Raw genomic sequence first — 13,332 nt, 5'->3', positions numbered from 1 at the left:
GTTAGCTTTATTTTAACTTTTCTTTAACCTAAAAGCAAAAAAATTGGGAAATGCGCGGTTCGCATCTCCCTTTAGAGATATTTGGCAGTGGGTGATTAACCTTTTCTGAAGCCGAATATTTATTTGTTGCACTCGCAGCCTGTATGGCCGCAGCCTTGGCCGTTGGGGTGTCCGTCAGCGCAAGCACTGGAACAATATGTTTTGCCGTCTTTTTCAATGGCTTCGCTGGGACTGACAACGCACGAACATGAAGGGCAGGCACATTTTGTTTGGGTGGCGGTAGTCATTTGAGCTTCTCCTGGTGGGGTTGTTTGTCTATACTTATATATGAACACATATTCAGATATAAGTCAAGGGAATGTAAAAGTTTTGTTACAAAAGGTTTGCCGATCGCACTAAAATGAAATTGGCATCCACCCCGCCCTGAAGTGCGGGGATTCCCAATCATCACTAATTGGGTTTCTGCTTCATAGCACCAGCCTTCCGAGACTTACTCTCTTCGGGTCTTACAGTTGCTCCACAGACTGAAACGGCTAGCCCAGCCGCCAAAATATTCTTTGCCGCATTGATATCGCGATCGTGGTTTGTCCCGCACTTAGGGCATTCCCATGCGCGAATATTCAAAGGCAATTTCTCAACAATGTGACCGCAGTTTCCACAGCGCTTAGAACTAGGAAACCAGCGGTCTATTTTTATTAAATTTCGCCCGTACCAATCGCACTTGTAGCTTAGTTGGCGAATCAGTTCACTCCAACTAGCGTCACTAATAGCCAGAGCTAACCTATGGTTCTTTACCATATTTTTGATAGCCAAATCCTCAACTACAATCGTTTGGTTTTCACGAACGAGTTGAGTCGTTAGCTTATGAAGAAAATCCTTACGCACATCGACTATCTGTGCGTGGACTTTTGCCACCTGTCTCCGGGCTTTCTCTCGATTGTTGCTTCCCGGATGTTTACGAGCTAAAGCTTTTTGCTTTCTTTTCAACTTTTTCCGAAGCTTTTTAAAAGGCTTGGGATTGGAGATTTTATCGCCGTCGCTAGTAGCAATCAAACTTGTAATTCCCACATCCAATCCGATAGTTTTATCTGTTCGGGGAAGTGGTTGGATTGTGTAGTCATCTACCAATATAGAGACAAACCAAAGTCCAGCGGGTGTTAATTTCACCGTAAGAGTAGAGGGAATGCACCCTTCAGGAATTTGTTTGCTCCAGCGAATAGGTAATGGCTCATTACATTTAGCCAAAAATACCTGCCCGTTTTTCCAGCGGAAGGCAGATTTGGTAAATTCAGCACTACCGCCGTTATGCTTTTTCTTGAAATTAGGATACTTGGCTCGTCCTGCAAAGAAATTGGTGAACGCTGTTTGGAGGTGGCGCAGTCCTTGTTGAAGAGGCACGCAGCTAACTTCATTCAAAAAATCAAGTTCTTCCTCTTTCTTCCAGTTCGTTAGCATAGAGGAAGTTTCGCCGTAGCCAACTCTTTCTTGGCGTTCGTACCAAGATTCTGTCCGGTAAGCCAAAGCCTTGTTGTACACTAACCGAGTACAACCCATTGTCCGTCGCAAGAGTTTTTCTTGCTCGGTGGTGGGGTAGATTCGGTAGCGATAGGCTTTTTCCATATCGTCACAGTCTAACACGTCTTTTGTGATAGAGTTGGCTGAGTGTTGTATATTTTTGTCAAGCCGTCCTATAAGGACGGGGTTTCCACCCAGTTTTTTTGATGAGAACTAAAACCAGCCTGGAAAAGATGTCACCCAACTCTGCTGTTAATGGAGCGATAAGTCAGCCTCACGAACAAAACGATACACCAACGTGCGATCCATCGCACCTAGTTGACTGTTGGCGGGTCGGGGACATCCAAACACAAGTTCTCAACACCGCAAAAGCCCAGCGGATGGCTGAGTTTTTCAGTCTTTTGGGAGATGCGAATCGCCTGCGGCTGCTGTCGGTTTTGGCAAAACAAGAACTGTGCGTGTGTGACTTAGCTGCGGCGTTGAGTATGAGTGAGTCAGCAGTATCGCACCAGTTGCGGGCATTGCGGGCGATGCGGTTGGTAAGTTACCGCAAGGTTGGGAGACAAGTTTTTTATAGTTTACTCGATCGCCACGTTTTTGAACTTTACCAAGCAGTCGCCGAACACTTAGACGAAACCTAATCTTATTCTCCTTGGATGGTGTGGCCCGTAGCTACCACAGCTTGTTTGATTGACTCATCAGAAGCTTGGGCTTCAACAGTAACAGTCTTAGCTGCGACATCCACATTGACAGTAGCTTCGGAGTCAACAGTTTTGATGGCTTTGGTAATTGTATCACCGCAGCCAGAACAGACGATCGAGGGAACCTTAAGTAGTATTGCCATAATAAAAGCCAAATATTGTAGATGACAGTGTTGATTGTGCTTTTATTTTAATCTAATTTCGCTTTCCCCGCAAAAGTGCGCCAGAATAAATTCTGACCCTACAAAAGCCAAGTCCTGCGGCGCCAACTAATGACTAAGGATATCATCTCCGATCGAGCGATTAAAAGGGCGGGTTTTTGAGATTGTTAATTATTGGCAGATATTGTGGGTGAACCCGCCCCTACCGTATTAGGGGTAATCGACCGGACATAATATGACTGATGACTGATGACTAATGACTGATGACTAATAACTAATAACTAATGACTAATGACTGATGACTAATGACTTAATATCTGGTATGCACCGGCCAACGGCGGCGGCTACAGGCCGTAAACTCGCAACTAAATCTACCATATCTGGTAAAGAAAGAGCTTGCCGCGCGTCAGAAACCGATTTTTCTGGTTGCGGGTGACATTCAATAATTAATCCGTCTGCACCGCAAGCAACCGCTGCTTTGGCGAGTGGTGCGACTAATTCTCGCTTGCCGACGGCGTGAGAAGGGTCTACAATTACTGGCAAATGAGTTAACTGTTTGAGGGCTACGACTGCACCTAAATCTAATACATTCCGGGTGTAATTGTCGAAGCTGCGGATGCCTCTTTCGCACAGAACTACATGAGGATTTCCGTGACTGACAATGTATTCGGCGGCCATCACAAATTCTTCGATTGTGGCTGACAAGCCGCGTTTTAGCAAAACTGGTTTTCCGGCTTGACCGATCGCCTTTAGTAACTCGAAGTTTTGCATATTCCGACTGCCTAATTGCAGCATATCAGCATAGGTGACAACTGGCTCAATTTGGGCGATCGACATTACCTCTGTCACCACGGGCAAACCGTAACGCCTGCTGACATCGGCTAAAATTTCCAGTCCCTCAATTCCCATCCCTTGGAAAGAATAGGGAGAAGTGCGGGGTTTGTAGACTCCGCCTCGCAAAGCTTGCACGGAGGCGGCGGATAGTTGGCGGGCAACTGTTTCCATTTGTGCGGAGCTTTCTACGGTACAGGGGCCACCGATGATTAATAATTCTGTGCCGCCGACTGAGACTGTTTCTGAAAGTTTGACAATTGTTTGGTGTTCGGGATGAGATTTGGTTACGAGTTTGGCTTCTAACATGAGGATATTTTCCAGCAAAATTAAGTGGGTGGTTGACAACAAAAAACCCGGAACTTTTAGGAGTTCCGGGTTCGTGCGAAAAGACAGCGCGACAATTTACCCAGAACTCTTGTTGGGCCAAAAATAAAAGCTGTAGTACCAGTTACTGAATAATGTCATAGCTGTTTTCGCTTGTACTCGATTGGTTGTTGGGGAAAGAAGTAGAAAAAACAAAACCGCAGGTGTTAATCTGCGGTTCGCCCGGATGTTCACAGTGAATTGCAAATTCACTCCGGGCGAACTTGGCTGTACCAAAAATAAAAATAGCTGTTGGCTGTGAACATAGCTGAAGTGCTGCGATTTTTGGATTAAACACAATACTATTCGACAAGCTAGCACAGGGAGACTGGGATGTCAAGCATTGTTTGCAAAATGTATGGAAACGGCAATGGCGTTTAACTCGGCGCGGTTGTCGTTTTTTGGCTATGTCTGTTATTATATCGATATAGGGACAAAGCGACAAGTCCTTATATCGACAAGCGACCCTATCCGATCGCGCGCCTGTGTGTCAGGCTAGACACATAGACAAATCGATATAGCGATATGGAAACTTTGACTACAAGTAAAACTGTGTCCGTAAAAATCTATCTACCTGAAGAGACAAGAGCCAAGTTCAAAGCATCTTGCGCCATGCGTAGCCTCAGCATGAATGAGGTTCTGTTGGAGTATATCGAAACTTGGTTACAGGAAAACGAACCCGTTTTAGAGCCAAAGCCCCAGCGCGTCAAGACGATCGCCAAAACTGAGGAAACACACTGATGACAAGCGAATTTCTTCATGTGGTAGCCGCCACGTGATTTATCTCGCGCAAATCAATCGAAAGCATCTCAAATCTCAAATCCTTGCGTCCCCCGAATTTATCTCGCGCAAGTCAATCCAAAATCCAAAATCTAAAATCTAAAATCGAATGACCGATCGACTATATCGAATAAATGGCATCCTCGAACCAACCGCGAGGGACAAATGCTGAGAGATTCAGACAACCCAGAGAAATCTTGGGAGGATTTAGAAGCGGAACTGCTTCCTCACCGTCCTTTTTATGCCCCCGGCGAGACTGAAATTGAAAAAGACCTTTATGCTAAGCGACGATGTGCTCAGCATAAAATGAAGGCTGAAAAACGCCCCGATATTGCAGGCCGTTCTTATTACTACTGCACGGAGACAAATAATGATGACTAACTCGAATTACCGACTGCTACCTGCCAGAGATGAGTATGTGCAAGTGTCTATCTATCTCAATCGGGTGCATTTAGACGGATATACGCCCGATCGCGCGATCGCACAATTGATCGAAATGGGTTATGCTCCTATTTTGCAATATCAGTGGAATCCAAAACGAAATGAGTTTGATTTATTTGCTCTGATTCACGATCGCCCGATCGCCGATTCACTGATGGATAAACAGGCTTGTGATGCTCTCTGGGCTGCTTTTAACCAATCTTCGCTTTACGTGATTGGTTGCGAGGCGGCGCAAAATTCTAACTGGCTAGCGGCACGCAGCTTTAATGATCCGCGCCGTCACGCTACGCCGGAGGAAATCGAGCCTCTGGAAGCAAATGCTACGGCCGCTGCTTAATATTTTAGTCCTGAGCGCAACTGGCACAAAAAAGGTATGTAGTTGCGTTTAAGCGCTCTTAATATCTATGAAAGAGCGCTCTCTTGGCAACTATGTGCCTCAAAAATCTTTAACTACTTATGGTTGAATGAAAATACCGATCGCATTATGAACTCTCGCAGCAGTTGACGGAGGTCGATCGAGCAAACTACCTCCCAAATACAAACCCGTCGAACTTCCCCCATCCAAATTTAAAGCATCCACAGCACCCATTTGCTGCAAAATCTGCGCCAGTTCTGCGAAATTTGGCCCCGCCCCGCCCGCGCGATTGTGCACCGCTACAATCAGCAAATTCCCCGCAGCATTTCGCCCGATCGCACTTCTAATTGCTGTCTGTCTAACAAACGCATCGCTAAACCCTTCCGCCTTAGCATCCAGCACAACTTGACTGTTTTGTACCAACACCGGGCCGCCGCCGATAATGTAAGGAAAACGGTTGAAATCAGCAGGAAAAGTGTTAGTTTCCAAACGCAATAAAGTGCCGATAGAAAGTTCAGATGCCGGGAACAAATCGGCACGCAAAGCCAAAATATAACCGTTAGCTGGAATGGGAAAAGTTGTTGTTCCCGGCGCACCTCCGGGGGATTGGCTGACAACTCTATCGCCAGCAACTGTCACAACTATTTCATTGCCAGACAACGGAGTATAAGTTGTTCCCCAATCAGAATTGTAGCGACCGATTCCCGGTTGTACGTAGGCACTATTGAGATGAGAAACAGGCAAAAGTTGATTGGCCGGAGTCATCACAGTTTCTTGCAAAGTTAAACGATCGATCGCAAATTCTCCCCGATCGTTCCACGCGATCGCCCCCCGGTTCAATATCGGCCCGGAAAGCCATTTATTGTCGCGCCGAATTGCCCCTAAAGCTAAGCGATTAATTCGATTAAAAAACCCTGCATTAATCGCCGCAGCAGCACCGGAAACTTCGGCTGTTTCCAATAAAGGTGCAGTGCCTCGATCGGCAGGCGGATTGCTGAGAATTGGTCGAATTTTCACACCCGCTTGACGCGGATTAACTTCTAACCAAACTACCGGAAAACGATCGGTTCCTAAATTCTGATACTGCTGCCGCCACTGCACACCGGGCGCCCAAACGATGTTTTTTTCTACTAGCGAATCTGGCCGAATGTCGATAACTAATCGATTGGGATTTCCCAGGCCCAAAACTTGCGGCCGCCAACCTAAAGGAATCTTCACTTTGACTTTGGTTCGATCTCCGTCAGGTTCGACTTTTAGTGATAGCAATTGTTGGCTGGTTTGAAAAGTTTCCTGAAGTAACGCCGGATCGACTTTGGCATCGATCGCGATCGACCATTCTTGACCGGCGATCGGCGCTGCGGGCGTTATTGGCAGCGGGAGAGCGGGTTTGGTCGGGTCGTCTGGTGTTTCGAGGTTTGGCGCTGCGCGGAGGTTTGGCAGTGGGATAGCGGGCTTTGTGGGGTCGTCCGGGGGGTTGGGTGTGGGTGTCGGCGACGGGATTGGTTTATTGACAAAGTTGACTTGCCAAGGGGCGGGTCGATCGATATCTACTACAATGCGATCGCCCGATTCTATTTCTGCTTGCCGAATTCCGGTAACACTTGCAGTTTGAGAAGTAATTTTTAGAATATTCCCATCAGCAGATATCTCCCAGCCCGCAAGTCTAGCAAAATCGGTAACATCTAAGTAACGATACGGGCCTGTTGCCCAGGTTGCTAAGCTTTGATCACCGGTTAAAGATACCGAAAACCACTGCACAGGTTGTTTGGTACTGTCGGCGCTGCTAAGCAAATCCACTCCCGCACCTTGCATCAATCCAACATCAGCAATCCAAGTTCGGAAATTCGCAGAAGTGCTGTTTGCCGGCTGCTGAGTCCAACTTAGGGGGAGAATGCGGCCGTTTAGAGACACTTGGCGGCCTTGTTTGATTCTGGAATCTGGCGGTAGAGATTGAGCCAAAAACCTATATTCCGACAGGGAATGAATTCCCTGTCTCATAGCTGAAGTCCTCTCAAGAGGACTATCTGTCAATATTTCAGTCGGTTTTAACCGACTTTCGCTATCAGCCAGGGAATGAATTCCCTGGCGGGATCTCGAAGCATGAATCAACCCAGCCCTTTCCCCCTCTTGTGCTCTTGCGGGTTGATTCCAGACTAAAGACGGGACGATCGCCATTACGGGTAAAATCGAGACTAACAATATTAGACGCCAATAGAAAAAATTACGTTTCACAGCTTACCACTCACAATTTCACTTCTAAACACATGGGGATTTAGAAACCCGGAAAATCCGTATGTCTCTTCTTACTCAACGGCACTAATTGCCCTCAAGCCTTACTACAAAAGGCTCACACCGGAATAGAAATCACAAACTCCGAACCCTCCCCCAAAGAAGAATTCACGAGTAACGTACCTCCATGTTTTTCCACCACAATTTGATGGGCGATCGACAATCCTAATCCCGTTCCTTGACCCACAGGCTTGGTTGTGAATAAGTGGTTAAAGATATTTTCTTGGACTTCCTTCGACATCCCCACTCCATTATCCTTAATCCGAATCAAAACCTGATTGTTGTCTTCGCTCAGAGCAGTTTGAACCGTGATTTGATTAGGTATGGCTTTAATTTCACTAAAACTGCGCCCCTTATTTGACTCCTCCAGAGCATCAATGGCATTAGCCAGTATATTCATAAATACCTGGTTTAACTGTCCGGGAAAGCATTTCACTAGAGGCAATTTACCATACTCTCTCACAACTTCAATGGCAGGGCGGAACTCGCTGGCTTTTAAACGGTGCTTGAGAATTAGCAGAGTGCTCTCTAGTCCATCGTGAATATTGAAAGAAACTGGTCGATCGCTATCAGCCCTAGAAAACGTTCTCAAACTTGTACTGATATTGCGGATGCGCTCGACTCCCTCCTTCATCGAGCCAATCAATTTTGGCAAATCTTCTCGCAAATACTCCAAGTCCATATCCTCTATTTCGGCTTCAATTTCCCCTCCCGGATTGGGAAATTTTTCTTGATACAAATCAATCAAATTGAATAAATCCCCCACGTAGTCTTGAGCAGGTTGCAAGTTGCCGGCGATAAAGCCTACGGGATTGTTAATTTCGTGGGCTACCCCTGCGACTAAATTTCCCAAAGCAGACATCTTTTCACCCTGTACCAATTGCAACTGCATCTGTTTGAGATTCTGAATAGACTGCTCCAGTTTTTGGGCATAATCCTGAGATTGTTGATAAAGCTGTTGAGATTGCTGATACAAGCGGGCGTTTTCCAGCGAGATGGCAGCTTGGGAGCAGAGGATGTTGAGGAGGGCGACGCGATCGCCAGTGAATGCCCCCGTCGTCAGATTATTTTCCAAATACAGAATTGCCATCATTTTGCCTTGATGGATAATCGGAGTACATAGGATACTCTTAGGTTGGTGCTGCTTGATATAGGGATCAGAAGCAAATATCAATTCAGTCTTGACATCATCGAAAACTAGGGTTTTATTGCTACGTTTAACGTAATTAATCACAGTCTGGGGAATAGATTCGCTCTCCTCAATCCCAATAGTTTCTTGCAGAAGACAGCCTTGGCGATCGCTACAGTGGACGGCGATAGTCCAGTTGTCGTCTTCTTTTAAAATTAATACTCCTGTTTGAGCGCCTGCATTCTGAATCGCCACTTCCATCAGGGTAGTGAGCAATTGTTCCAGCTTAATTTCGCTAGACAAAGCTTGATAAGCTTTGATAACAGTTGGTAAATCTATGACTGTGGTACTCGTACTGCCAGCAATTGTTTGGCGATGAATAGAAATCAATGAAGTCTCATGGGAGGTAGTACCTTTCTCCAATGAACGAGCGTTTTCCTGTTTGAATATAGGAGCCAGAAGTTCGGGATAGCGTTGTTCTAGAGCGTCGATTTTTGCTTTCGCTCCCCAACGAGCATAAGCATAGTAAGCATCTATTAAATATACCTGGGCAACTTTTTCTTTCCCCCATGCCAGGTAGAATTTAGCAGCCAATTCATTCGCCAGAGCTTCTTCGTTGAGATAATCGTTTTCTTTAGCCAGAAAAATGGCGCGATCGTATGCCTCCATCGCCTGCACATTCTCACCCAGCACTCGGAACAGTTCGGCTTCCACTAGGTAACATTTGTGCGAAAAATTCATGGGGGCGTGATGTGCCCATTTATGAAGGGTTTCCTGGTTGCTTCTCACTTTTTGCAGATGTTCTTGTTTCTCTTGGGATGAACCCACATCGCTACAAACTCCCAGCCGTGCTAGAGAGTCATAAAAATAGAATATCGGCACATTAAGCATACCCATAACCGCGTCTAAATACTGTTCGGCTTGCCGAGCATTTTCTAAAGCTTGCTCGGTTTCTCCAAACAGGTAACACACAAGCAATTTATGGAAATAAAAATAGTGGAGTCCGTTGCGATCGTTTGCTTGGATGTGAAAGGGGAGCATTGTTTCTTCATTGTAAGCATTTCCCACAAATTGACAGGGATTTTCCGATCGCCCCAGCAGATTTAATAAAGCCTGATGAACGATTTTAGTATAATTTAAAGCTGCTTCTTGTTTAAATTGAACCAGCGCATTGCAGTAAGTCGCCACCTCCTGTTCGAGTCCCGCAATTTCCCGACCGATTAAATATGAATATTGAGAGATTTCTTTGGCAGAATATCCTAATTCTAGCTCTCCTGTTTCCAGTCCTCTGGCGTAACCCTCTTTTAAAAGAGGGATGGTTTCTTTAACATGATGTTTACCATGTATGATGTGAACGCCGACTGTATAATATACTTTAGTTTTGAGATAATTAGCATTAAATAAATCTACAATATTTAACGCTAGTTTTCCAAATTCAAACCCTGTTTCAATGTCTTGAACTACACCGCTTAATACCAATCCATACAAGCCGTAAGCAAAAGCAGATAAGGGAGCATTGCCATAACTAACCGACAAATTAACCATTTCGACAATAACCAGTGGCAGGAGAAGTGGAGCCGTGATGTAGGCTGGAGAAACTAAACCTGATAAAATTCGCAAGGCTGCTTGTTTTTGGAGATTTTCCATTTCTGGCAAATCAATAAAGTCGGCAATTTTTTTGCCAGCAAAAAGTGATGCGGTTTGTCCTAGTCCCTGCTGAATATCTGCCGGAGTTGGATTTTTTGGGAAGCAAATTCCCAAGAGTTTGAGAACTGCTAAGCCCATTTCAACGGCTTGTTGAGGTTTGACTTGCGCCGTACAAGCAGAAAGCTCGATTTCATAAACTTTGACCTTATCCAGCAGCGTTTTGGCATTGTGCAGGACTAAAGCTGCTAATTCCTCCATTTCCTGAAAATCATAGCTCAGGTATGCGGTTTCGGCCGCTAATACGTGCAGTTCCAGGGCTGTTTCATAGTGAGTGTGCCAGCTATCGGGAGCTAGGATTTGCCTGCCAAAACTTAAATATTTGCGTGCTGCAGCATAAGCAGTAGAATTCTTCGCCTTGCGTCCAGCGATTAAATTCAACTCAGCCAGTTGGTAACGCTCTGTTGGTTCGGTAATTAAATCAACACCATAATTCAACTGGTTGACTATATTAAAAATTTTCTCTTCTCTTTCTGTTGTTGGAGTATTAATCAACAAAAGTTGACCAATATTGAGGTGAGTGGATTGTTTCTGGGATTCTGGAATCAAAACGTAAGCTGCTTGCTGTACGCGATCGTGCAAAAATTTGTAATAACAGGAGTCGGGATTCTGGAACCACGAGTCAGAAGTATTGCTTTCTTCTTCTGAATTCTGATTTGTGAATTCAAACTCCTCTGAACTGAAAAATTTATAAACTTCAGTTAGTGGCAGAATCAACCCTGCTTGCAAAGCTGGCCACAAGTTGGCTGCCGTATCTGAAGAAGATTTTTCACACACTACCGCCAGCGTTGCCAAATCGAATTCGTTGCCAATGCAGGCCGCTAACTTTAAAACTTCTTGCGTCTGGATCGGCAACTTTTGCAATTGAATCGCCATGAACTCGACAACATCATCTGTCAGAGCTAAGGTTCGCACTGTGGCGATATCGCACTGCCAATACCGCTCGTCAAAATTAAAGGTAATTAGCCCATCTTCATGCAAAGATTTGAGAAATTGTGTGCTGAAAAATGGATTGCCTTGGGTTTTTTGATCGACCAGTTCTGTTAAGGGCATGGCCAACGCTCTAGAACAAACTAAAGTATCGGCAATCAAACAATTTAAATTGAAACAATCGAGTGGCGCGAGAGTAATAGTGTTGACTGTGGCTCCGGTTTGTTGAATGTCGGATAATGTCAGCATTAAAGGGTGCACGGGACTGACTTCGTTATCTCGATATGCTCCTATTAAAAAGAGATAGTGCCGATCGCGATCGCTCGTCAAAAGTTGAATCAAGTTTAATGAGGCTGAGTCTGCCCATTGCAAGTCGTCTAAGAAGATGACGAGGGGATGTTCTTTGGTTGTGAACAGTTGAATGAACTTCTCTAATAAGCGATTGAAGCGATTTTGGGCAGCACTGCCCGAAAGCTCTGGTGCGGGTGGTTGCTCTCCGATAATCCGTTCTAGTTCAGGAATTACCTCAACGATTACCTGAGCATTCTCGCCCAATGCTGTCATAATTTGAGTCTTCCACTGTTCAACTTTAGCGTCGGTTTCACTCAACAATTGACCCATTAAATCGCGAAAAGCTTGTACAAAAGCTGAGAATGGTTGGCTGCGTCCAAATTGGTCGAATTTGCCTTTGATGAAGTAGCCTCTCGCTGCGACAATCGGTTTGTGAACTTCGTTGACGACGGCGGTTTTGCCAATACCTGAGAAGCCAGCCACCAGCATCATTTCGGCGCTTCCTGCACTCACGCGATCGAAGGCTGCTAGTAGGGAGAATACTTCGTTCTCTCTACCATATAATTTTTCGGGAATGATGAAGCGATCGCACAAATCTCGCTGCCCTAGCTTAAAAGAGGCGATTTCTCCAGTTTCTTGCCACTGGTACAAACAAGTTTCCAAATCAAACTTGAGTCCGATCGCACTTTGATACCTATCTTCAGCATTCTTCGCCATCAGTTTGCTAACAATTTCAGACAGCACCAATGGAACGCTTTTGTTGAGGTGATGGAGTGGGATAGGCTGCTTGGCAAGGTGACAGTGTACTAACTCTATCGGATCTTCGCTTTGGAAAGGCAACTGTCTCGTCAGCAGTTCGTAGAATGTAACTCCCAGAGAGTAGAAATCTGTGCGGTAATCAATGCCTCGGTTCATTCGCCCAGTTTGTTCGGGAGATATGTAAGGTAAAGTGCCTTCAAGGAGGTTGGGATTTTGAATTTCTTGGGTTTGGCGCGGCAACAGGGAAGCGATGCTGAAGTCAATAAGCTTAACTTGTTTGCTGGCAGGGTTAATGAGAATGTTCGCGGGTTTGAGGTCTTTATGGATGACGTGGTGGCGATAAAGTCCGTCAAGCGAGTTGGCAATTTGAATGGCAATGGGAAGAAACTCGTTAATAGGCAACCCTTCCAGAGGTTCCTTGCTGGCGAACACTAGACTAGCGAGGTAGCTATTTAAGGAAATTCCGCCAAAGTCTTCCATCACCAGAGCATAGTGGTTATGGTATGTCTCCAGGCTGTATGCCTTGACAGTGCCGGGGATCTCTAAGTTTTTAGTAATGACAAACTGATTGCGGAAGTGAACGAGTTCGTGGAAGCGGGGAAAGTCATTTCGCAGCAGTTTGATCACTACGGGCTGCCGATCAGCAGACCGACGGGCACGATAAACTAGAGTTCGATTGCCTGCGTATATTTGCTCGTTAATCTGATATCCTCGCAAAATATTTGTTATACTAGCCATACCTACCTATTCCTACTGCTTCTGTCAAGCCTGAAGCTTTTTAGAGTTACTATCTAATATTTTCGCTCTATCGGCCGTGCTATTGATTAACTATATTTAGTTTAATCTACTTTGTAGCTCAAATTATGAAAATGCAATTTTTAAAACAAGACTTAATATTTGAGGTAATAAATGTTGATAAGGGATTTGATACTAAGTAGAAAATCAAGGATGCTAACGCTGATTGAATGACAGCAGTTCATTATTGAAGAGGAAGGTAAGACGCTAAGGAATGAGAATTAAATAACTTCCACTCTTGAAAGTGGGATGGGCTCTTATAGCCCGTCCACTCATGACGGGCTA

Annotated in this window: 10 protein-coding genes; 4 read left to right on the top strand and 6 right to left on the bottom strand. The window is 45.2% G+C overall.

The window, feature by feature from the left end; all coding sequences use genetic code 11:
- Positions 1-119: 119 nt before the first annotated feature.
- Both QT973_RS15825 and QT973_RS15820 read right to left on the bottom strand, forming a co-directional pair.
- Positions 120-287, bottom strand: coding sequence for a metallothionein (locus QT973_RS15825; RefSeq protein ID WP_333055965.1), 168 nt, complete (start codon positions 285-287; stop codon positions 120-122).
- 163 nt (positions 288-450) lie between these two features.
- Positions 451-1,620, bottom strand: coding sequence for an RNA-guided endonuclease TnpB family protein (locus tag QT973_RS15820; protein ID WP_333056030.1), 1,170 nt, complete (start codon positions 1,618-1,620; stop codon positions 451-453).
- A 128-nt stretch (positions 1,621-1,748) separates the two neighbouring features.
- Between QT973_RS15820 and QT973_RS15815 the strand changes: the two genes are divergently transcribed.
- Entirely contained in the window at positions 1,749-2,156 is a 408-nt protein-coding gene (locus tag QT973_RS15815; protein WP_333056029.1) for a metalloregulator ArsR/SmtB family transcription factor, read from the top strand.
- 2 nt (positions 2,157-2,158) lie between these two features.
- On the opposite strand, the gene QT973_RS15810 is transcribed toward QT973_RS15815, so the two are convergent.
- Together QT973_RS15810 and aroF are read right to left on the bottom strand one after the other, a co-directional pair.
- The gene (locus QT973_RS15810; RefSeq protein WP_333055964.1) at positions 2,159-2,359 is read right to left on the bottom strand and encodes a heavy-metal-associated domain-containing protein; all 201 of its coding nucleotides are present in this window, start codon (positions 2,357-2,359) and stop codon (positions 2,159-2,161) included.
- A gap of 306 nt (positions 2,360-2,665) precedes the next feature.
- Positions 2,666-3,517, bottom strand: coding sequence for a 3-deoxy-7-phosphoheptulonate synthase (gene aroF, locus QT973_RS15805; protein ID WP_333055963.1), 852 nt, complete (start codon positions 3,515-3,517; stop codon positions 2,666-2,668).
- A gap of 582 nt (positions 3,518-4,099) precedes the next feature.
- Between aroF and QT973_RS15800 the strand changes: the two genes are divergently transcribed.
- The 3 genes from QT973_RS15800 to QT973_RS15790 all read left to right on the top strand — a co-directional run bounded on the left by QT973_RS15800 (position 4,100) and on the right by QT973_RS15790 (position 5,132).
- Positions 4,100-4,315 (top strand): plasmid partition protein ParG, encoded by a 216-nt coding sequence (locus tag QT973_RS15800; RefSeq protein WP_333055961.1) that lies wholly within the window; start codon positions 4,100-4,102, stop codon positions 4,313-4,315.
- A gap of 204 nt (positions 4,316-4,519) precedes the next feature.
- On the top strand, positions 4,520-4,735 hold the full coding sequence (locus QT973_RS15795) for a hypothetical protein (protein ID WP_190739384.1): 216 nt from the start codon (positions 4,520-4,522) through the stop codon (positions 4,733-4,735).
- On the top strand, positions 4,725-5,132 hold the full coding sequence (locus QT973_RS15790) for a hypothetical protein (protein WP_333055959.1): 408 nt from the start codon (positions 4,725-4,727) through the stop codon (positions 5,130-5,132). Before QT973_RS15795 ends, QT973_RS15790 begins: the two co-directional genes overlap by 11 nt.
- Before the next feature lie 117 nt (positions 5,133-5,249).
- Here the strand turns inward: QT973_RS15790 and QT973_RS15785 are convergent, their stop codons facing one another.
- Both QT973_RS15785 and QT973_RS15780 read right to left on the bottom strand, forming a co-directional pair.
- Entirely contained in the window at positions 5,250-7,382 is a 2,133-nt protein-coding gene (locus QT973_RS15785; protein WP_333233816.1) for a phosphodiester glycosidase family protein, read from the bottom strand.
- 115 nt (positions 7,383-7,497) lie between these two features.
- A complete protein-coding gene (locus QT973_RS15780; protein WP_333391673.1) occupies positions 7,498-12,990 on the bottom strand; it encodes an AAA family ATPase in 5,493 nt (1,830 codons plus the stop codon).
- Positions 12,991-13,332 lie beyond the last annotated feature (342 nt).

It is taken from the genome of Microcoleus sp. Z1_A1 (assembly GCF_036700305.1).
Classification (GTDB): domain Bacteria; phylum Cyanobacteriota; class Cyanobacteriia; order Cyanobacteriales; family Microcoleaceae; genus Microcoleus.
This window is presented reverse-complemented; position numbering and strand designations above follow the sequence as displayed.

Bases quoted from the DNA above. Each gene is read 5' to 3' on its own strand.
- QT973_RS15795 (WP_190739384.1), top strand. From the start codon at position 4,520: ATGCTGAGAGATTCAGACAACCCAGAGAAATCTTGGGAGGATTTAGAA.
- QT973_RS15815 (WP_333056029.1), top strand. From the start codon at position 1,749: ATGTCACCCAACTCTGCTGTTAATGGAGCGATAAGTCAGCCTCACGAA.
- QT973_RS15820 (WP_333056030.1), bottom strand. From the start codon at position 1,620: ATGGAAAAAGCCTATCGCTACCGAATCTACCCCACCACCGAGCAAGAA.
- QT973_RS15790 (WP_333055959.1), top strand. From the start codon at position 4,725: ATGATGACTAACTCGAATTACCGACTGCTACCTGCCAGAGATGAGTAT.
- QT973_RS15810 (WP_333055964.1), bottom strand. From the start codon at position 2,359: ATGGCAATACTACTTAAGGTTCCCTCGATCGTCTGTTCTGGCTGCGGT.
- QT973_RS15780 (WP_333391673.1), bottom strand. From the start codon at position 12,990: ATGGCTAGTATAACAAATATTTTGCGAGGATATCAGATTAACGAGCAA.
- QT973_RS15825 (WP_333055965.1), bottom strand. From the start codon at position 287: ATGACTACCGCCACCCAAACAAAATGTGCCTGCCCTTCATGTTCGTGC.
- aroF (WP_333055963.1), bottom strand. From the start codon at position 3,517: ATGTTAGAAGCCAAACTCGTAACCAAATCTCATCCCGAACACCAAACA.
- QT973_RS15800 (WP_333055961.1), top strand. From the start codon at position 4,100: ATGGAAACTTTGACTACAAGTAAAACTGTGTCCGTAAAAATCTATCTA.